We start from the raw sequence: 19,787 nt of genomic DNA on the forward strand, positions 1-19,787 counted from the left end.
TTCAAAGCTTTGGGGATTTGCTTTTTTCCACTAATCGTGTCGAAAAGGCGCAACAATATTATCAAAAGGCGTTATTACTTTATCATTCTGAACAGGAGCCGATGGGGTTAGCATATACATCTGCTGAGCTTATTCGCTGTAACCACCGATTAGACTCCCTAAAGCAGGATGAACTAGAAAAACTCGCTGCTGAGGCTCTGATCATGGCTGAGAGAAGTGGCGTTAGGTCTGTTTCACAATATGTATTGACTGCCCTTTATGAAGCATTTGATGAAGATGAGGGAAGATTAAAAGACCTACTAAAGAAGATAGGTGTGAAGGTTTGAGTGCAGCGAAACGGTAAAAGCAAGTTAAGGTTGTCTATAGGTGTTCATCGCTACAATAACCAACAAATCACAAACAAGTATAAATCCCAGACACGGCCTAAATATTACAAAAGTTGAACAGCTATTAAAAGTACAGATACTGACAGCTTATCACACGCTGAAAGAAAATATAGATACTGGTATGTAATCACCACCTTTACTTAAAATAGCAAGACTACAATGTATTGTGTAGCCTATTCTCATTATTGTTTTAGAAAATAAGCATCCAGCGGCTTCCTGATATTTTGATATTTGAGATGGCAATTTGAGACAAAAAATACATGGTTTTTAGATCGAAGTAGAAACCCCAGCCCTTTGGGCGGAGTAATAGGGGCTGGCTATGCCGGTCCCGCATGGTAATGGCCGAGGAGGCCGCTCACTACTATCCTTGAATGGAGTTGTTGCCGCAACATCCATAAACAAGGAGAGAGCGGTGATCAGATTCCGTAAATTATCACATACGATATGGCATTGTCAGTATCACATTGTATGGGTTCCCAAGTACCGGTACCGGGTATTGACAGGAGCGGTCAAAACGGCCTGCGAAGAGTGCATCCATGCAATCTGCGGATTTACAGGATGCGAAGTGATCGAATTGAACGTGCAACCGGACTATGTCCATCTGATTGTGAAGATCCCACCAAAGATTGCGGTATCCCAATGGATGGGGCGTTTAAAAGGCCAAAGTTCCATACGGATATTCCGACAGTTTCGGTATCTGCGGAAGCAGAAATACTGGGGGAATCATTTTTGGTCCAAAGGTTATTGCGTTGACACCGTTGGTTTGGATGCGGACGCGATACGAAAGTATGTCCGCGCTACCAGGAAAAGAAAGATCGTCAACTGGAGCAACTGCAATTAATCGATTAAGCATCAAATCAGCGGCACAACTTGTATGGCCCGCCCCCGATTCGGGGCAGGGCCTTGTCCCCCCCTATGGGGGATCTTTTAAAGCCGCGCCCTTTTAGTGCGGATCTTTACTTTTTATCAGGATGTTATCGCGCTATTAGACGAAATTCCAACTTGCTGCCGAAATGAAGGAACGAAGACGCCGGCCCAACACATTTTAACGAGAACGAAGTGAATATCCCTCTTAAAAATAAAGCAAAATTATGGCTGTCGTTTCCAAAACGAATTAAACTAACTTTTCAAATTTTAGTTAAAGAATTTAAAAATCATAAGGTTGGCTATGCCTCAAGTTTATCTTTTATCACTGTTGGATTTGATTTAGCATCAGTTTTTAATGGATTTATTCAGATAACTCTTATTTTGTCGATTATTGTTGCTCTCTGTATATTTTATAGGGTTTCATCAAGTGACACCCTAAATAAACCTCTCCATAAAACCACTTTACATCAATCGTGGATTGCTTCATTGCTTGTTGCACTCGGATGTATAGTGGCATCATTTATGCTTTTAATTACTACTAATGTTAGAGACGTCGACAAGGGTGGTAGCATCCTAATGAAGATCTTAAGATCAAATCAGCGAATAGAAGAAAAACTATTGAAATTATCTGATGCTATTGGAACTGATAATCTAGGGAATCGGATACAGTTTGAAATAACACCTATATCAAAAGATTTGAAAACGGTATTCAAAGCTATAACTATTTGGCCACTGCCGGAAAAGAATCAAATAGATGAATGCACTTTAAATAAATCAACTCTTCAGTGCAAAAATGTTTCAATAGAAGCTACGAGTTGTGATGAATTTTATATAAAGATCAATATAGATGCTAATAACCCTAAAGATCCTCTTGAAAAATTTGGCACATTAGCAAGTAATTTAATGACATTTAATCCAAGCGTAAATGTAAAATTTTCAAACGGAGAAAAAAAAACTATTTTTCTTTACAATTTTTCAGCAGCTATTAAAGGTATTCTTCTGGAAAATATGAATCTTACTGAACTTAAAAAAGAAACAATCCATTATCCCGAAAATTTAAATACAGAAAAAATAGGCAATAAGAAAAATGCAAAAAATATCATTGATGAACAAAAAAAAATAGCTATTGAAAAGCAACGTAGAGAAAATCTTAAACGTTGTATGACATGTACATTCACAGGATGTGAAATACCCCTAAAGACAGGTAAGTACCTTTGTGAAATTGGTGCCAAAGCTATAAGAATTCGTAGATTAAATTCAACGCAAGAGACCGTTATTGACCTAAAGAAAGAATGCACCGAAGCTGATATTGGAAGGGATTTCAATAGCGGGAAGGATCTTTGTTTTTCGGTACCGGAGGTTATACCGGCTTTGAAACCATCGGATGAGGTGATAGTGGACATTGAATTTAATAAAGAGGAAAATATATCATTCTCTGTAATTGTTGAAGAAGATTATAATGGGCCAGGCAATTTTACATCTGTACAAAATGTTAGATGGATTGTTCTTAATCCAGCAGAAGGTGAGGACCCGGATACTACTCCTTATGCAATAGCATGGTTTTCACCATATTTAAATCTACATACCAATCCTTTCCAGATAGGTTTCGGTGTAGGAGGGTGTTATCCATATGTCGGAAAGCAATACTCTTCTGTACTTATTGATTCAGATGGTAAAGGTTTGGTTGAATATGGACGTGGGTTAAAATATTTGTCAGCACCTGAACCTAAGAACGGAGTCATTGCTATTGCTTTAGAAACCGGATTTGGTAAAAGATATGGGCCATTCCGTTATGCATTTGATGCTGAAAAAATTGTTGAGAATTCAGCTATTGAAAGTGATGTCCCAAGATTGTCGTGCAAATCTATGTACGATAGAAATAAGAAAAATATGGTTTACAATTGCACAGTTCATATGGAACCCAATGTTGCAATTATGTGGATGAAAATTAAATCAATTCAAATAGGGAGTATACCTGAAGAGTTACCTATAAAATTTGATATAAACATAACTGCTAGGGATATTATCGACAATTTAAATAGCCAGGGAAAATATCATAACCCAAACCAGCGTGGAATCCCTATAGTGAAATTTGATCCACCGGATGAATGGTCGGATTTGTACTATAGGCTTACATTGAAATCTGGAAAGGTTCTTCCATTGCAACGAATTCGATTAAAGTGATTTTTTTATGCCTCAATTTTCTATCTGTTTGAACAATTAGGTGTATCTTTTTATTCAATTATTAAAGACTTGATTCAGCAATTCTCAATGCGAAATCATGACAAATCCTAGCTTTCGTTTTACTTTGACCGTTAAAGATTTACAAGTGAAGCATAAATGATTTTTATATGCGATATTATTGCAGTTGTTTATATATTTTTTCTACAACTATTTGGTACTTAGTTTCGTTAACCTATAACCGATTAAGATTCAAAGCACCCCTATATTTTGTGGTTTGTCGGAAGTGTCTATAAAATCTTTAAAAGTATAGCAAGTATTTCTCATTCATTGAAACCTTCAAGGGTAGTGATAATTTAGGATATCAAAAAGTTAACAACATCACTTCATAGGTGCTGGTGGTTAATATAGATGTGCATAGACCGTGCAAAATCCAGCCAAGTTATTTAGTACATTGAATTCAAAATATATTTTTAGCGTTTTCGGGTTCGACTCCTGCGTCCGAACAATTTAATGAAATGGCAACAATAAATTCTTTACCCCCCGGCTATCGAATTTTTACCATACACAACATATTATATCCGGAATTTGCAGATGAAAGTTGTGATTAGGTCGATTAATCACCGGTTTTTCAGCCATTCAAAAACCTGTTGTAACAATACATAGCCACAGCATTCAACCAATTGCAGATACATCGAACAATCACAATAGCGCATGTCAAATGTATCTGCAATTGGTCCGATACCGGTATTGTAATATGTACCGAAACCTTGAATGATTTCGGATCACCAAAATATTGATATCTGTAATCGAAACAAAACGCTTCTTTGTTGAATGACAGATGGCTAAAGCGTTCGAGATGCTAATCGATGATACAGGACAGATTAGAAGGTCTCAATCTCCTCTACAGTCACTTTTATCACATTGTTAACTTTCATTCTTTTTTTCGCATACTCGGCGGATAATTGATCGAAGAGTTCACCTGAATTCAGAATACTGCCATTCCCCCAAATGCGGCAGCCTTTTCGCTTTGATGCATCCAAACAGATGATGGCCACCTGATCGTTCTCCCTGATGTTAGCGGTCGTTCGAGGAGAAGCGATGTCCGCAAATACGACATGTTCATCATCCAGAACGCGCATAGATCCTTTGGCAGAGACATTTGGTTTTCCGGTACTGTTTGTGGTGGCCACCAACGATGGGCTTATTGTTCTGATGGCATTTTTGGCTTCGTCAGTAAGCTTTGTCATAATAATCTCCTTCGTTTCTGATCATTTTTTTAGACAATATGGGTGAGCGCTAACCACGGCAGTCAATAGAAAAGCCTGCATAGCCTTGAAAACGTGGGTTATAGAAAGCGGTCATTTGGGACGCTAACTACAGAGCCAAAAATCAAGGAGGCAGGCCGTGAGCAAGATAGTAAAATATGTTGGTTTGGATGTCCACAAAGATTCGATTACCATTGCCGTCGTCAATAGCGACAGCACCACGCAACGGGCCCACGTGGATACCTCGGCATTGCGGATCTTTAACCACCCGGATTTGCCGGCCCTGGGTGTCCTTGGGGCCGTTTTGTTTGGTAACCCTGGGGGTTAATAACCTTCTAAACAGCGTTTCCCATTTTGGCGTTTTAAAGTGACGTAAGGCATTCACATTAAATTGGATTACAAAATATCCAAAATGGGAAACGCAATTTAGGTATCAATGTCCCCCGAGCCCCCCTACTCGTCAGGCAGCCGGTCGCTTCTCCAGAAGCCGGTCCAGCCAATTGGGGTCCATTTCCGGAACGCAAGCCAAAAGCCGGTGAGTATATGCATGGTGGGGCGGGGTGAGAATTTCCTTTTTGGGTCCCTTCTCGACGATGCGGCCGGCCAGCATGACCACGATTTCGTCGGCGATGGCCTTGACCGTGGCCAGATCGTGGGTGATGAACAGATAGGAGACCTGCAGTTGGCGCTGCAGGTTGAGGAGCAGCTTTAAAATTCCCTCGGCCACGAGTTGATCCAGGGCCGAGGTCACCTCGTCGCAAATGATCAGATCAGGCTTGGCGACCAGGGCGCGGGCGATGCAGATGCGCTGTTTTTCTCCGCCGGACAGCTCGGTGGGATATCGGTCGATATAATCGGCCGGCAACTCGACCTGCTCCAGAAGTTCCAGAATCCGGGCTTCCTGCTGCCGGCGGCTGGCGTTGAAGTAAAACTTCAGCGGGCGGCCGATGATCTTGCGAATCTTCTGGCGCGGATTCAAGGCCGTGTCCGGCATCTGGTAGATCATCTGCAGCCGTCGCAGGTCTTCGCGTTTTCGATGTTTAAGGGCCGCGGGCAATACGTCTCCATTGAACACCACACGCCCGTTGACCGCTGGCAAAAGCCCCGTAATGACTCGCGCCAGGGTCGATTTGCCACTGCCCGACTCCCCCACCAAGGCAACGGTGCGGCCGCGGTGGACGCTAACATCGATATCCTCCAGCACATTGTTCTCCCCGGTATAGCTGGCGGTCAGGCCTTCAACCTTGAGAATGACTTCTTTTTTCAGCGCCGCGTCACTTTCGCGTTTACGAAATGAGCGCACGGCCAGAAGGTCCCGGGTATAGGGTTCCCGTGGATGGGCCAGGATCTCGCCGGCGTCGTTTTCTTCCACCAGATCTCCGTTGCGCAGCACCATGATGCGGTCGGCCAGCTGGGCCACCACGGCCAGATCATGGGTAATGTAGATGGCGGCCGTATCGAAACGGCGGGTGATCTCGCGAATGGCCGCCAGCACCTCGATCTGGGTGGTCACGTCCAGGGCCGTGGTGGGCTCATCGAAGATGATAATATCGGGACGACAGCTCATGGCCATGGCCATCATGGCGCGTTGCAGCTGTCCGCCGGAGACCTGATGGGGGAAGCGGTAGCCGATATTCTCCGGGTCGGGCAGCAAGAGCTGCCGGTAGGTGGTCACGGCGTTTTCCTCGGCTTCGGCCGCGCTCATCAGGCCGTGCTGCACGGGACCCTCGGCGTATTGCCGGATCAGTCGGTGCGCCGGGTTGAAGGAGGCGGCGGCACTCTGGGCCACGTAGGCAATCCGCGCGCCACGGATCAGCCGCAATTGGGACGCCGGCGCACCCAACAGCTCCTGCCCGTCAAAGACGATGGCGCCGGATGCGATTCGGCAGCCCTGGCGGGCATAGCCCATGGCCGCCAGACCGAGAGTGGATTTCCCGGCACCGGATTCGCCGATGAGGCCCAAGACCTCGCCTTTTCTCAGGGTTAGGTCGAGGCTGTTGATGATCGGCGCCCAGGCGTCGCCGGTCAGGCCTTCGATGACGATATCTTTCATTTCGAGCAGTGGGTTGTTCATCGTGTCTCTTTCGGGGACGGCTCAATCCTCCAGGCCACTGGCCACATGGAGGAACCAGTCCACAATCAGGTTGACGCCCACGGTCAAAAAGGCGATGGCACCGGCCGGCCACAAAGGGGTGTAGATACCGAAGGTAATGGCCCCCGCGTTCTCGCGCACCATGCTGCCCCAATCGGCCGTGGGCGGCTGGATGCCCAATCCCAGAAAACTCAGCGCGGCGATGAACAGAAACACGAAGCAGAAGCGCAGGCCGAACTCGGCCACCAGGGGCGGCATGGCGTTGGGCAAAATTTCGTGGCGCATGAGCCACCACAGGCCCTCGCCCCGCAGGCGGGCAGCCTCCACATACTCCATGACGGCAATGTCCATGGCCACGGCCCGTGACAGGCGGAACACCCGCGTGGAATCCAAAAGGGCAATGACCACCACCAGGGCCGGAATCGAGGTTCCCACCACCGACAGCACCATCAGAGCAAAAATGAGGGTGGGGAAAGCCATCAGGATGTCGACCCCGCGGCTGAGCAGTTGATCGATCCAGCCCCCCACCGTGGCTGCCAGAAAGCCCCAGACCGTACCGACCCCAAAGGAAAGGGCGGTAATCAAAAATGCGATGGCGATGGTGTTGCGGGCGCCAAAGAGAAGCCGTGAAAATAGATCCCGCCCCAGGTTGTCGGTCCCAACCCAGTGGCTGCTGCTCGCCGGCAGCCAGACGTCACCGGTGACAGCGGTCTCGCCATAGGGCGCGATGGCCGGTGCCAGTATGGCGGCCAAAAGCGTGATCAGAACCATCCCCATGCCGAGACGGGCGCTGAAGGGTGCCGAACGAAGCAATTTTAAAAGTGCCGTCATACGGTCTCTTTCTCATCTGTCAGCGCGGATTGCGCAGGCGGGGATTGCTGACAATGGACAATACATCCGCCAGCAGGTTGAGCATCACATAGGTGGCGGCAAAAATCAGCCCGCTGGCCTGGACCACGGGAATGTCGCGCTTGGACACCGAGTCGACCAGCAATTGCCCCAGTCCCGGGTAGACAAATACCACCTCCACGATGACCACGCCGACCACTAGATAGGCCAGGTTGAGGGCGATGACATTGATCACCGGCGACAGGGCATTGGGAAAGGCGTGCAGGACCACCACGCGCAGGCGCCGAAGCCCCTTGAGATTGGCCATTTCGATGAACGGGCTGGCCAAAATATTGATAATGGCCGCCCGGGTTTGGCGCATCATGTGGGCGGTCACCACCATGGCCAGGGTCAGGCAGGGCAGACAGATGGCGTAGAGTTTCTGCCCTAGGGTCATATCCGCATTGATGTTGGCGATGCTGGGAAAAAGGGCCACCCGCACGGACAACAGGGCGATCAGGATGTAAGCCACAAAAAACTCCGGAAAGGAGATGGTGCTCAAGGTGGCCATGGAAATCAGCCGGTCAAAAACCGTGTTGCGGTAAAGGGCTGCCAGGATGCCCAGGATCACGGCCACGGGAACGGCAATCAGTGCCGTGACCCCGGCCAAGAGAAGGCTGTTGGCAAAGCGCCAACTGATCAGGTCGGCCACCGGCCGCCGGTTGGCCAGCGAGTTGCCGAAATCGCCCCTCACAAAGGCCCCCAGCCAGGCCACGTAACGGACATGGGGGGGCAGGTCGAGTTTGAGTTCCTTGCGAAACGCCGCCACGGTTTCCGGCGTGGCACTCTGCCCGAGAACGGCCTCGGCCAGGTCGCCGGGCAGTGCTTCGATACCGACAAAATCAGGACGGAGATCACCCACAGGGTCACCAGTCCCAGGCCGATGCGTTTGAGCACCAGGGCCGCAATACCGCTTGGTTTAAATCGCACCATGGTTGTCAATGATCATTTCAGGTTAGGACTTGAACCACCAGCGCTCCGGCGCCCGAAACCCATCCAACTCCCAGTTAGCCGCCAGCTTGCCATGGCCGATCGTGTCGCTGGCGGCGGCCAGGTCGGCGCTGAACATGGGTACCACCACGCCGCCGTCGTCGCGCACGATGCGCTGCATCTCCCCATACATGGCACGCCGTTTGTCCTCATCCAGTTCGGCCCGCGCCGACACGAGCAGTTCGTTGAAGCGCGGGTGATCCCAGAAGGTATCGTTCCAGGCGGCACCCTTGGCGTAGGCGGTGGAGAACATCATGTCTTCGGTGGGCCGGCCGCCCCAGAAGACCGCGCACCAGGGTTTTTTCATCCACACATTGCTCCAGTACCCATCGTTGGGCTCGCGGACCACATCGATGGTGATACCGGCCTTGGCGGCCTGCTCCCGGTAGAGCACACCGGCGTCCACCGCACCCTTGAAGGCCGCCTCGGCCGCGTGAAGCTTGAAGGTGGCGCCATCCAGGCCGGCTTTCTTCAGATGGAATCTGGCCTTGTCCGGATCATACTGCCGCTGGGGCAGGTCACCGGCATGATAGCGGTTGGCCACGCTGATGGGATGATCGTTGCCCACCCGACCGTAGCCGCGCAAGATGGTCTTGACCATCTGCTCCCGGTCCACGGCGTATTTCAGGGCCAGGCGCACGTCGTTGTTGTCGTATGGCGCCATGTCGGTACGCATGGCGAAAGTGAAATGTTTGAACCCATCCTGGCGCATCACCTGGATGCCGGGCATGCGCTTGAACAGGTGCACGGTCTTGAGATCGCAACGGTTCATCACATCGATCTGACCGGTCTTGAGCGCATTGGTGCGGGCGTTGACATCATTGATACCCAGAATCTCCACCTCGTCGAACCAGGCCCGATCGGATTTGAAATAATTGGGATTGCGCACGGCAAAGGCGCGCACCCCGGGCTCGAAGGTCTTGATTTTGTACCCGCCGGTGAAAACCCCCGTGGAAAGGTCGGTGCCTTGGGGGCCCACCACAAGATGGTAGTCGCTCAAGGTGAAGGGAAAGTCGGCGTTGCCGCTTTTCAGTTCGAACGCCAGGGTGTACTTGTCCTCTTTTTTCATGCTGACGATCGATTCGACCAGCGCCTTGGCAGCCGATTTGGTGCCCGGCTTGAGGTGCCAGTTGATGGAATCGATCACGTCGTCGGCGTCCATGGTTTTGCCGTTGTGGAACTCGACGCCCTTGCGCAGGTAAAAAATCCATTTCTTGGCATCCGGTGTGGATTCCCATCGTTCGGCCAACTCGGGTGCCGGCCGGCCGTCGGCATCGATCTCCACCAGGCTGTTGGCCAGGGCGCCATACACCAGGACTTGCGGCATCATGGCCAGTTGGATGCCCGGATCAAGGGTGTCCGAGGTGGCGCCGCCGTTGAGGCCCAGCCGCAACCGGCCGCCACGTTTGGGGCCTTCTGCATTGGCTTTGGAGGGGAATGCCATTGGGGAAACGGCAGCCGCCAATCCCATGGCCGATGCATAGGCGATAAACGCACGGCGCGAAAGGTTGCCTGCCGACAACACCTGTTCCAGGCTTTTCAAACGTGACATCTCACCCTCCTTTTTACGGTAGCGGCTCAACGGCCCATTCATTTTCAATACAAAGTAAAATCAACCGATTTCTACTTCCCGTGGTACTCCGGAAAAAATCATTTTCATGCCTAATTATTTAATAATAATAATAAATCAAAAAGAAGAGAATCCGGCAAGCTTTATTTAGTGTTCATCCCAAAATGGCCAATTTGTCCGATATCCGTGTTTCGCGAAAAATTTTATCCTCGAAATATCAACGACAAGTCGTTTTCCCTTTTTTGTTGCGGGGCCGGCATGCGGGGGGGTGTCGCGGATTCGCGTTTATCAAGCCTACAACGATTCAACTATCCGGCAACTGTCAAACCGGATTCATGAATTTAAATCGGGAAAAGGATTGACAGATGGCATGGGGTTGGCTAAAGGAATTAGCAATCACAAATTTGATCAAATTTGAAATCTAAAAAAGGATCAAAAATGAGACCCTATTTTGAAAAGATGCCCGAGTTCGGACAGCCCCTGAGCAGTTCCGCCAAACAGGAAGCCAGCGAAAGCGCCGCTCAAATCTTGGCGGTGGAAAAAGAAATCGAGGCCGAAATCCAAAAGGTCAAACAGGCCGGAATGCCAGAGGAAAAAATCAATGCCCGCGGGCAGTTGACCGTCTGGCAGCGGCTGCGTTACCTTGTGGATCCGGGATCCTGGTGTCCCCTGCACACCTTGTATAATCCGGAGAGCAACGCAGAGGGGCATACCAACGTGTTCGACGGTCTGGCCAAGATTTCCGGCCGGTGGGCGGTGGTCATCGGTTTTGACAACAGTTATATGGCCGGTGCCTGGGTTGCCGGTCAGCCGGACAACATTCTGCGGGTCACCAACCTGGCCAAACGGCTCAATGTCCCCTTGGTCTGGGTGGTCAACTGCTCCGGCGTGAAGCTGCCCGAGCAGGAGAAATTCTACGCCAACCGGCGAGGCAGCGGAACACCGTTTTACCGTCATGCCGAACTGAACCAGTTGGGCATTCCCGTACTGGCCGGCATATACGGAACCAACCCGGCCGGCGGCGGCTACCAGGGTATCAGCCCGACGATCCTTTTCGCCCACAAGGACTGCAACATCGCCGTGGGCGGCGGTGGCATCCTCAGCGGCATGTCCCCCAAGGGGCACTTCGACGTGGAAGGCGCCGAAGCCCTGATCACGGCGGCCAAGCAGTACAAGGCCAAACCGCCCGGATCGGTCTCGATTCACTACGATGAAACCGGGTTCTTCCGATATGTCTACGACACCGAGGAAGGCGTCCTGGACGGCCTCAAGGAGTACATGGCGGAGATTCCGGCCTATAACCCGCGGTTTTTCCGCGTGGCCACCCCCAAGGCACCCATCCTGCAAGAACGCGACCTCTATCATTTGCTGCCCTTCAACCAGAAACGGGCCTACAGTTTCGAGCAGCTTCTCTCACGCATGGTGGATGGCAGCGAACACATGGAATTCCGCCCGGACTACGGCCCCGAGGTCTACACCGGCTGGTGAAGCTGGACGGTTTCCTGGTGGGCGCCATCGGCAACCGCCAGGGTTTCCTCAAGCCGGACTACCCGGAATACGCCGATTATCCGGGCATCGGCGGCAAGCTCTACCGCCAGGGTCTGATCAAGATGAACGAGTTCGTCACCCTGTGCGGCCGCGACCGCATCCCGATCATCTGGTTCCAGGACACCAGCGGCATCGACGTGGGCGACATCGCCGAGAAGGCCGAATTGCTGGGCCTGGGCCAGAGCCTGATCTACTCCATCCAGCAGACCGACGTACCCCAGATGCTCGTTGTCCTGCGCAAGGGAACGGCAGCGGCGCACTATGTCATGGGCGGCCCCACGGCCAACCGCCACAACGCCTTCACCCTGGGCGTGGCCACCACGGAAATCTACGTCATGCATGGCGAAACCGCCTCCGCGGCATCCTACTCGCGGCGTCTGGTCAAGGAAAAGGGCGCCGGCCGCGATCTGCAGCCGATCGTCGACAAGATGAACGATATGGCCAAGTCCTACTATGACAATTCCCGGCCGCTTTACTGTGCCCAAAAAGCTGGTGGACGAGATCGTCAGCCTGAGCCAGATCCGCAACTACCTCAAGGCATTTGCCGGTGCGGCCTACCAGCACCCCAAATCGATCTGCCCGCAGCACCAGATGATCCTGCCGCGGATTACCAAGGGATAAACCGGCGAAAGCGGGTCCCCCAGCCACATCGTATTAAACCGTCTGCTGCCGCGTCCACCCGGCTCGATCGGGTGGACGCGGCAGCGTTTTATCCACGATCGGTTCTTCCATCGCGCTGTCGTGAGAATGCCTTCTTTTTCCGCCTCGCACGATTGTCTTCCACCGGCCAACGAGCATACACCCGAATGGCCGGCGCCATTTCCCTTGTTTTATTTCGGTTGATCGTTTCCTATCGATCAACGCCAGCGCCACGGCCCCTCTTCCATAATACGGAATCGAAAAAGCTAATTTTCAGTTGCTCTTCTTCTTTTTCCGAACGCGATGCCAAGTTTGCGCATGCGATGCCTGAGTGTACTGGCGTTTACGCCCAAACGGCCGGCAGCTCCATTTGGGCCATCGATTCTGTTGTTACACAACAAGAGAACCTTTTCGATATGATTCCGCATCACCTCATCCAGGGTTGGCACGTCTTGTTCGAGATTGGGGCATAGAGGCTGGGATTGTCGGGGCAGCATGCTGATATGATCAAATATTAGCACTTCATTAGGCGCGCCGGCTAAAGTACGTATGAGCGCCCTCTCAACTGAATTCTCCAATTCCCTAACATTTCCGGGCCAATCATGTTTTATTAACTTTTTCATTTGAATCGACGAGATCGTCGGATAGGCTCGAATTCTCATCTCGCGGCATTTCCTTTGGACGAAGTGCTTGACCAAAGCCGGGATATCAACTTTTCGATGGCGCAGCGGCGGGATCGTTATGGGAAACACGTTGAGCCGGAACCACAAGTCTTCTCTGAAGGATTTTTCAAGGACCATCTGCCGCAGGTCCCTGTGTGTGGCGGAAATGATACGAATATCCACCTTGATTGGGTCTCCGCCTCCCACCCGTTCAATGGTCTTGTCCTGAATTACGCGCAAAAGCCGTGTTTGTGCGGAAAGGGGAAGATCGCCAATTTCGTCGAGAAAGATCGTACCGCCATGCGCCCTCTCAAACCGTCCTCGGCGGGTTGTTCCGGCGCCAGTGTAAGACCCCTTTTCATGACCGAAGAGTTCGCTGTCAACCAGGTTTTCTGGTAACGCCCCACAATTGACCTTTATTAGTGGCCCGCTGTGCCGCAGCGAAGAGTAGTGAATTGCATTGGCGATGACCTCCTTGCCCACGCCGGTCTCGCCCAAGAGCAACACATGGCTATCCAATGGGGCCACTTGGCGAACCATTTCCATGATGGGTTTTAATCCATACGCTTCACCAATGACTTCGGCTCCTGAAATCTGGCGTAACTCGCTGGCCAGGTAGCGGTAGTCATCGGATAGCTTCTCCTGTAGGCGCAAGACGTCCTGGTGCTTTAAGATGTTTGCAATGGCAATGGAAAAAGGATCGTGCAGGAGTTCCAGCAAGCGAGCGTGTTCTTTGCGAAACAAGTCTCGTCCCCGCGCTGAAATCACAAGCTCACCGAAACTTTTTCCGGCTATTTTCAGGTGTAGCAACAAAAAGCAAAGGGGATTCTGTTTTGCTTCCAATTCAACCTGTTTTGCCACGGGTTGCATTTCCGACCGGTTGATCATGGAAACCACCGGGCCATAACGACCTGTCTCAACGAACATTGCAGCTTTTTTGGATAACCTGGCCGGATAACGCAATGGCGTTTCGGGATAGATACTTGCAGAAGCGATATTGCGAAGCATCCGGTTTTCCGGCTCGTATGTATTTAAATCCAGGCTTTCAGCGGGCATGAAATTCTCAATATACTTGCGGATATCTGCCAGCATGGCTTTAGCGTTGAGGGTGCCGCAGATTCGTTTGGACGCTTGGTGGAAGAACTCCATATCATTAATGGGCACAGCTCCCCTCCCCATATCTGTCGCATGTGACATAAAATCGGGAAAATATCATATATGACAAAATTTTGGCGTAAATGATAGAACTTGTCAATTATTTTTCTAACCCACTTGTATTAATAGTAAATATTTTTTGGCACGCATCTCGCTGAATGTATGGCCAACAATAGAGACGTGGTGGAAAATGTATCGCACGTCCAGGTTTGCGGCACACACACCCAGTGTGTGAGCGAGGACGTTTCCATCGCAAAGTGCGCCACGCCGGGCATACATCCATATCGAATCGGTAGGCACAAAAGGGGAATCACGGAGGCAATCTACATGAGTAAATATTTTGTATGGTTTCTGGCCATTACCGTTTTAGCGCTTTTTGTTTTTAAAGAGATTGGGAGCGCTGAGGATCAAGCGAGACAGTTTTGGTGGTCTAACATTTCTTATCAATATGACATAGAAAGAGAATTTGTCACATTGACGCCTGAATTTGAAACCAACAATTTGCCATTTGACTTGGAGCTTTATGGGTTCATTGATTTTACGGGTGACCATGGTCACGATGAAACCCATCTGAAAAACCATTGCGGAAGTTTCGACCTATTCAAGCCTTTGAACAAATTTGGTATTGCCGAGGATAACGTTGTCCTGCATATGTTTGATGCGGCCATGGAATATAATATAGATTCCTTTACGGATAATCGCTGTTATTTCGGCTTCCGTTGGCGAGGTGCCAGAACTTTTGGAGGTATGAGCAAGTTTCTTAATCGAATCCATGCAAATTTTGACATTACCGTCTATCTGGCTCGCACGGATGGTCGGCAAGGACATAACTGGTGGATGATTTCTCCTTACCTAAAAATTCCATTTAGTATCGGGCGGGTAAACTGCTTTTCCAGTACATGGTGTGACATAGACTTCGATAACCCATTGAATGAATACCGCCACAACAGCGTTTCAGGACAAAGCATGCTCGGAGTCAATATTTGGGAACAACTCTATGCCTTTTGCGAAGTTAAATATGAGGATTTTCAGGTACCTTTTGATGATGCCTTCGGGATAGGTTTTGGCCTCATGTGGCAGTGGTACTTTGAGAAGCCAGAATCTTTAACAAGATAGTGGTATTTTGGGGGCATTTTGAATCCGGAGGGTACCTTCAATTCGTGGGACCTAAATTGACGGACTTTCAGACAATGGACATCCAATTGACACAACAAAATTTTATCGATTTTACTTGACATTGCCTGCAAATTCCTGGCGAAAATATACAGTTAACAGTTTGATTCGATGGTTAGGCTGTAGATTCCTACGAATTTTCCTGCTTTATTGACCTTCCATTTGATGCTCGATTATTAGCCTATAAGGATCGATGCGTGTTAACGCCAGATTCTTTATTTTATGGATAATTTCAGTTTGTTGAGCCAATTTAGAGCCTGAGGTAATCAAGTGGCCAATGATGTTTTTGCAAATAAGAGAGAAATATCATGTAAAGCAGGAGATGGAAAATCGATAGCAGCATTTCCTGATGTTTGCTTTACGCCACCTCAAACACCTGCCACGCCTCCTGGTGTTCCAGTTCCATACCCAAATACTGGCATTGCTAAGGATACTACGAAAGGAAGCAAAAAAGTAAAAATTAGCAATAAGGAGGTAATGCTCAAGAATCAGTCTTTTTATAAGACAAGTACTGGCGATGAAGCAGGTTGTGCTCCGAAAAAGGGTGTTGTAACCAGCAAAATTAAGGGGAAGGTATATTTTAACTCTTGGTCAATGGATGTCAAAATTGAGGGTAAAAATGTAGTAAGGCATCTCGATCTGACGACACACAACCACGCTTCTCCACCTGGCCAGACGCCTCCTCAGCCAAACACAGATTCGCAGGCAACTCCCGATGAAACGCAAGAAGAAAAATTGCGTAAAAATTGTGGGAAACAGCGGTCAGATATTTTAAAGAAAAACGAAAAACTAAAGAAGGAATTGCGTAAATACGATCCTGTTGCTGATGCAAAAGGAGGATTCCCAATGGGAGGTGGCAAATTAACGAAACCGGGAGGGCACTATCGTGAAATGAGAGACCTGCAAAAAGGATTAAAAAATGATCTGGAAAAATTTTACAAGGATTGTAATGAATCGGATATTAAAATAGATAGGAGCGTAGACAAGGGTGCTAATCAAGAAATTGAAGTTCCCCCCGGCATATCGAGGATACCGCTGTCATGAAAGAGAATATTTTTGAAACCATTTACGAGAATGATCTGTCAGGATTAAAAGAATTATTAGAATCTGATCCAGAGCAGGTTGGCGTCATTAGACTTGAAGACAGGATGACACCTATCATACTTGCTTGTGAATATGGACAACCAGAAATTGTTCGTTTGCTGTTAGAATATGGCGCCAATGCTGATGATTGCTTAGATGATGGCGAGACACCTCTTCATATAGCTGCATTCGAAGGCGCAGAAGATTGCGTGAAATTCTTGTTAAAGGCAGGAGCTAATCCCAACGTTCAAACAAGCGAAGGTAAAACCCCTTTGATGAATGCCTCTCAGAGTGGTTCCTATAATATCGTTTTAGCATTGCTATCAAATAACGCAAATCCACTAGCTACAGATCAATTTGGAAGATCTGCCTTCATTGGGCAACAGTGGGGCAACATGACAACGATACTATTGTTCGTATTCTAATTGCTCATGGGACAAATCCAAATCAGCCAAATAATAATGGCGACACACCGAAAGATTATGCAATAATGATGAAAAAAGAGAATCTAATAAAAGCTTTCAAATAATAATTTGATTACCATCATTCCTCAGCCATGCATTGTCTTATGATCACAGAGGTAACCTTCAGACCTTCAGATAAAAGGAGGTCTCTTCAATTCGTGGGATAGCTCCAACGTATCTGTACGTTAGCCGGACTTGCGATAAGTATTGTAATCCGGACTGCAATCAACCGATCTTAAGCTACTTAACCCGGAGGACTGTTGATCCCAACATTTTTATGACCCCGTATGGACCGTGCCCATCCGAAAAGAAGAGGGGCACGATCCCCCTCAAAGAAATGAGCAAAATGCGATTTCAGAACAAGAAATACGGTCAATGGCGTGACATCTTCTGTTTCTGTCTGGTTGTTCTGCTGGCCGCCTGCATGGTTCTCTGGAAGATCCGCTGGCCAGAGATCATCCCCCCAGCCCCCTGGCCGAGCAAACGGACACGGCAATACCCACCCAGGATGACACGCCCCGAAGAATTATCCTCAACCTGACCACCACACCCGCCACCAGCCAGGCGGTCACCTGGCGTACGGTGATTCCGGTGACCCATCCGCAGGCCCAGATCGCACCGGCCAGCGGCCTGTCGGACTTTGACAAAAATGCCCGGTCAGTGGCCGCCGAAACCGAAACGGTCGCCCTGGACGATGGGCGTATGGTGGCCCATCACGCGGTGGTGTTCGACGCCCTTACGCCGGATACGGTGTATGCCTACCGGGTGGGCGCCATAGGGGCATGGAGCGAGTGGAACCAGTTTACAACCGCAAGCAGCAAACCGGCACCGTTTGCGTTTGTCACCTTGGGGGATCCCCAGGAGGAAGTTCGGTCCAAGTGCTCAAGGGTTTTCCGGGCGGCGTTTCAACACGCACCCGATGCCGATTTCTGGCATTTTGTCGGCGATCTCGTGGACAACGGGGACAGGGATACGGAGTGGGCCGAATTGTTTGACGCCTTCGGGTGGATTCCCCGTACGACGCCGATGATCTTCCTGCCGGGCAACCATGCCTATCCCAACCGCCGACGGGTCAAACCCGATGCGTTTCGGATTTTCGACCTGTGGCGACCCCACTTTACCCTGCCCGAAAACGGGCCGGCCGGCCTGGAGGAGACCGTCTATTTTCTCGACTATCAGGGCGTTCGGATGGTAATGCTCAACGGCAATGAAAAACTGGCCGAACAGGCCCTGTGGCTGGACCGTATTCTGTCCCGCAACCCGCAGCCATGGACCATCGCCGCCATTCACCAGCCGGTGTACAACACGGGCAAATGGCGCAACCGGTCAACGCTTCAGGATCTTTTCGTGCCGCTATTCGACAAATATTCGGTCGATCTGGTGCTCCAGGGCCATGACCACACATACGGCCGCACATATAAACTGAAAAACGGCACCCGGGTCGGCCCGGATGAGTCGGGAACGGTTTATGTGATCTCGGTCAGCGGGCCCAAATCCTATCCGGTCGGCCCGCAGCATGCGGCCCTGATGGAGAAGTCGGGGACCGGCCGGCAACTGTTTCAGGTTATCCGCGTCTCCCGGCGGCGTCTGGCATATGAGGCGTTCGATGCTGCGGGCAAACCCTATGACGCATTTGTGCTCGAAAAATAGGTGTGGTTGTAAAACGACAAACCATGTCTCAGAGGAGGCCGGCATGCTCGGTTTTGGATTGTGCAGGGCAGCGAAGCGGCGGATAAGCATTTCCGGTTCGGTGAGGCATCCGTTGGAAGTCACCCAGGCGATGCTCGAAAAAATGGCCGCCACGGAAGTCCACCTTAATGAAATCTGTGCCAACGGCGAGTTCCGCGGCGTCTTTAAGCTTCTCGGGGTGCCACTCAGGGATCTCTTGTCATTGGCCGGAATAGAAAAAAAAGATACCGATTTCGACTCACCGGTGGACCTGGCCGTAAGGGTCACCAGCAGCAATGGCCAAAGCGTTGTGCTCTCCTGGGGAGAGCTGTATTACAAAAGCACCGCTGAAGTAATCGTGGCCACCTCGGCCCACCCCATCTTCCCCAATAAAAGCATCAACAAATTCAAGGACAAGGACGCCTATCGCCGCATGATGGATATCCTCGAACGGGAAATCCGGTTTCCGAAACTGGTGGTCCCCCCGGACAGGTACGCCGATCGATCCATCGAAGCCATTACGGCCATCGAGGTGGTTGACTGTTGCTCCGATGTCGGGGCTGATCCGTCGCCCGAGCCATACAGCCCGCAGGTCACCGTCGGCGGGGAGGGCCGGCCTCCGATGACATTTGGGGACTTTTCCGAAGCGGATTTCATCACGGCCACCGTACACGTGGTCGGCGACGGAAAAGGCTACCACGTACCCACGCTTACAGCGGCGTACCGCTTAAAACCGTCATTGAGCAAGCCCGCGTAAAAGCGGATGTCAATACGGCGTTTATCGTCTCCGCACCCGACGCCCACCGGGTCCTGGTCTCATGGGGAGAACTTTTTCTCAATCCTCACGGTGAACGGACTATTCTGGCGCGCAAAGAGGACGGCGAATCGATCACCAAAAACGGCAAATTCATCCTGATTCCGGCCGACGATCTGATGGCCGACCGGCAGGTCAAATCCGTCAAGCGCATTGAAGCCGTCTCCATGGAAAGCGGCAACCGATGATGAAAAAAATCGTGCTTGCCGTTATCGCCGCTGCGGCCGTATTTTTTTACTACCGCCAGACCCATCGGGATTACCCGGAGCAAACATGAAACCATATTTCTGCCCTCTTGAAAGAAAATTTTATAACCTGGGGCCGTTTTATTTACCCGCT

The 19,787-nt window shown here is 50.2% G+C and carries 17 protein-coding genes and 2 pseudogenes; 13 read left to right on the forward strand and 6 right to left on the reverse strand.

Translation table 11 applies throughout. The features are described from left to right. The 3 genes and pseudogenes from JCM12296_RS40130 to JCM12296_RS22055 form a co-directional block, all read left to right on the forward strand. Positions 1-326 (forward strand): hypothetical protein (locus JCM12296_RS40130; RefSeq protein ID WP_172684030.1); only part of this gene is annotated, 326 nt, incomplete at its 5' end. A gap of 472 nt (positions 327-798) precedes the next feature. Next, positions 799-1,235: pseudogene (gene tnpA / locus JCM12296_RS22050) on the forward strand (IS200/IS605 family transposase). A gap of 210 nt (positions 1,236-1,445) precedes the next feature. Next, a complete protein-coding gene (locus JCM12296_RS22055) occupies positions 1,446-3,437 on the forward strand; it encodes a hypothetical protein (RefSeq protein WP_157067815.1) in 1,992 nt (663 codons plus the stop codon). A gap of 881 nt (positions 3,438-4,318) precedes the next feature. Here JCM12296_RS22055 and JCM12296_RS22060 read toward each other — a convergent pair. After that, the gene (locus tag JCM12296_RS22060) at positions 4,319-4,684 is read right to left on the reverse strand and encodes a pyridoxamine 5'-phosphate oxidase family protein (RefSeq protein ID WP_054698113.1); all 366 of its coding nucleotides are present in this window, start codon (positions 4,682-4,684) and stop codon (positions 4,319-4,321) included. Positions 4,685-4,841: 157 nt separating this feature from the next. Here JCM12296_RS22060 and JCM12296_RS22065 point away from each other — a divergent pair, with 157 nt between their 5' ends. Further along, a complete protein-coding gene (locus tag JCM12296_RS22065) occupies positions 4,842-5,030 on the forward strand; it encodes a hypothetical protein (RefSeq protein ID WP_054698116.1) in 189 nt (62 codons plus the stop codon). 132 nt (positions 5,031-5,162) lie between these two features. Here JCM12296_RS22065 and JCM12296_RS22070 read toward each other — a convergent pair whose 3' ends face one another. The 4 genes from JCM12296_RS22070 to JCM12296_RS22085 all read right to left on the reverse strand — a co-directional run bounded on the left by JCM12296_RS22070 (position 5,163) and on the right by JCM12296_RS22085 (position 10,224). Next, entirely contained in the window at positions 5,163-6,776 is a 1,614-nt protein-coding gene (locus JCM12296_RS22070) for an ABC transporter ATP-binding protein (protein WP_054698119.1), read from the reverse strand. 21 nt (positions 6,777-6,797) lie between these two features. Then, the gene (locus JCM12296_RS22075; RefSeq protein ID WP_054698122.1) at positions 6,798-7,625 is read right to left on the reverse strand and encodes an ABC transporter permease; all 828 of its coding nucleotides are present in this window, start codon (positions 7,623-7,625) and stop codon (positions 6,798-6,800) included. 19 nt (positions 7,626-7,644) lie between these two features. Continuing rightward, positions 7,645-8,544, reverse strand: a complete 900-nt coding sequence (locus JCM12296_RS22080) for an ABC transporter permease (protein ID WP_246804733.1) — start codon at positions 8,542-8,544, stop codon at positions 7,645-7,647. 93 nt (positions 8,545-8,637) lie between these two features. After that, entirely contained in the window at positions 8,638-10,224 is a 1,587-nt protein-coding gene (locus JCM12296_RS22085) for an ABC transporter substrate-binding protein (RefSeq protein WP_054698126.1), read from the reverse strand. 456 nt (positions 10,225-10,680) lie between these two features. Here JCM12296_RS22085 and JCM12296_RS47950 point away from each other — a divergent pair, with 456 nt between their 5' ends. The 3 genes and pseudogenes from JCM12296_RS47950 to JCM12296_RS45350 all read left to right on the forward strand — a co-directional run bounded on the left by JCM12296_RS47950 (position 10,681) and on the right by JCM12296_RS45350 (position 12,411). After that, the gene (locus JCM12296_RS47950; protein ID WP_281492114.1) at positions 10,681-11,730 is read left to right on the forward strand and encodes a carboxyl transferase domain-containing protein; all 1,050 of its coding nucleotides are present in this window, start codon (positions 10,681-10,683) and stop codon (positions 11,728-11,730) included. Between the two features lie 17 nt (positions 11,731-11,747). Then, positions 11,748-12,212 (forward strand): annotated as a pseudogene (locus JCM12296_RS47955) (carboxyl transferase domain-containing protein); the annotation flags it as partial. A 31-nt stretch (positions 12,213-12,243) separates the two neighbouring features. Then, positions 12,244-12,411: a hypothetical protein gene (locus JCM12296_RS45350; RefSeq protein WP_246804735.1), complete on the forward strand. Its 168-nt coding sequence runs from the start codon at positions 12,244-12,246 to the stop codon at positions 12,409-12,411. A 284-nt stretch (positions 12,412-12,695) separates the two neighbouring features. Here JCM12296_RS45350 and JCM12296_RS22095 read toward each other — a convergent pair whose 3' ends face one another. Then, a complete protein-coding gene (locus tag JCM12296_RS22095) occupies positions 12,696-14,255 on the reverse strand; it encodes a sigma-54 interaction domain-containing protein (RefSeq protein WP_172684031.1) in 1,560 nt (519 codons plus the stop codon). 318 nt (positions 14,256-14,573) lie between these two features. On the opposite strand from JCM12296_RS22095, the gene JCM12296_RS22100 reads away from it, so the two are divergent. From JCM12296_RS22100 to JCM12296_RS22125, 6 genes are all read left to right on the forward strand, one after another. Then, complete coding sequence (locus JCM12296_RS22100; protein WP_054698132.1) at positions 14,574-15,362, forward strand: hypothetical protein; 789 nt, start codon at positions 14,574-14,576, stop codon at positions 15,360-15,362. A gap of 327 nt (positions 15,363-15,689) precedes the next feature. After that, a complete protein-coding gene (locus JCM12296_RS47960; RefSeq protein ID WP_083456402.1) occupies positions 15,690-16,463 on the forward strand; it encodes a DUF4150 domain-containing protein in 774 nt (257 codons plus the stop codon). Then, on the forward strand, positions 16,460-16,927 hold the full coding sequence (locus tag JCM12296_RS22110; RefSeq protein WP_054698135.1) for an ankyrin repeat domain-containing protein: 468 nt from the start codon (positions 16,460-16,462) through the stop codon (positions 16,925-16,927). Before JCM12296_RS47960 ends, JCM12296_RS22110 begins: the two co-directional genes overlap by 4 nt. After that, complete coding sequence (locus JCM12296_RS50715; protein ID WP_172684032.1) at positions 16,888-17,031, forward strand: ankyrin repeat domain-containing protein; 144 nt, start codon at positions 16,888-16,890, stop codon at positions 17,029-17,031. The genes JCM12296_RS22110 and JCM12296_RS50715 overlap by 40 nt, the downstream gene beginning before the upstream one ends. A gap of 463 nt (positions 17,032-17,494) precedes the next feature. Beyond that, a complete protein-coding gene (locus JCM12296_RS22120) occupies positions 17,495-18,616 on the forward strand; it encodes a purple acid phosphatase family protein (protein WP_281492115.1) in 1,122 nt (373 codons plus the stop codon). Positions 18,617-18,659: 43 nt separating this feature from the next. Next, entirely contained in the window at positions 18,660-19,391 is a 732-nt protein-coding gene (locus JCM12296_RS22125) for a molybdopterin-binding protein (protein WP_054698145.1), read from the forward strand. Positions 19,392-19,787: the final 396 nt, after the last annotated feature.

This window comes from Desulfosarcina cetonica JCM 12296 (assembly GCF_001311845.1).
Lineage (GTDB): Bacteria > Desulfobacterota > Desulfobacteria > Desulfobacterales > Desulfosarcinaceae > Desulfosarcina > Desulfosarcina cetonica.